The sequence below is a fragment of the Ruegeria sp. C8 genome (assembly GCF_056537565.1).
This window is the reverse complement of record NZ_JBQFRV010000044.1, coordinates 1-874: the sequence shown is the minus strand read 5'-3', so window position 1 is coordinate 874 and position 874 is coordinate 1. Positions and strand designations below refer to the sequence as shown.

Genomic DNA, 874 nt, shown 5'->3' with positions numbered 1-874 from the left:
GACTGATCCGTCAGGATAAAGCAGTCTCCAAACGTTCCAACGAATTCTGCGGCCACACCTCATCGAATTTGTAGAATTCCTCGAAGATAGGAATTTCCTTGCTGAGTGGCACCCAGGCCTGTTTGCTGCTCGTGAAAATCTGTGCATCTGGAGGACATTGATCCGGGTTTTCCAGTGTTCCGACGCGCACGTACCTTAGCTTTCCAAGGCGGATCATGTAGCTGCTAAAAACGCCGACGCCGCAATCCCTACAGCGCGTAATAATCTGACCTTTCCCGCTTGGAGTGGAGAGCTCATTTTCGGTGATTGGCCCTTTGCATGTCACGCGATCAGCCTCAATGATGGCGTTCAAGACGTAGGCTGCTCCGGTTTGTCGCTGACATTCGCTACAGTGGCAGCAATGCACGAACATGGGTTGTGATGTCAACTGATACGTTACGGCTCCGCAGCCGCATTTCCCTTTGATCATTATTTCCCCCGAGTTGTTTCCTTGTGTTCAAGCCATGGCCCTTATTGGACCAGCTCATAATGCTTGATAGAACGCGACTCGACCAATTCCGCCTCCGCCGGATCGATATGCGGGCTCTGATAGTTTTCGCCGACAAAAGCCTTTAGTGCCTCTAGGTTTTCCCACACCATGACAAAGCTGAATTCTCGTGGTGTGTCAGCACGTGCGGCACCAGGAAACACTTGAACGATGCCCTTAGTACCTCTCATCAAGGGTATAGCTGATTCATGGAAGAACTTGCTGAACTCTTCCTCTTTGCCTGGCCGAGTCACGACCTGAAAGATGCGCATGATCATTTGTCCGAACTCCGTAAAGTACGGTTCCTGAATGTATGAGCGCCTCTGGTTCTATGACCATATCATTTTG

At 50.5% G+C, this 874-nt stretch carries 2 protein-coding genes; both read right to left on the bottom strand.

Translation table 11 applies throughout. The annotated features are described in order from the left end of the window. Positions 1–10 precede the first annotated feature (10 nt). Entirely contained in the window at positions 11–469 is a 459-nt protein-coding gene (locus tag ACR0KL_RS22740) for a GFA family protein (protein WP_480777552.1), read from the bottom strand. Between the two features lie 41 nt (positions 470–510). After that, positions 511–804 (bottom strand): putative quinol monooxygenase, encoded by a 294-nt coding sequence (locus ACR0KL_RS22735; protein ID WP_480777551.1) that lies wholly within the window; start codon positions 802–804, stop codon positions 511–513. Positions 805–874: the final 70 nt, after the last annotated feature.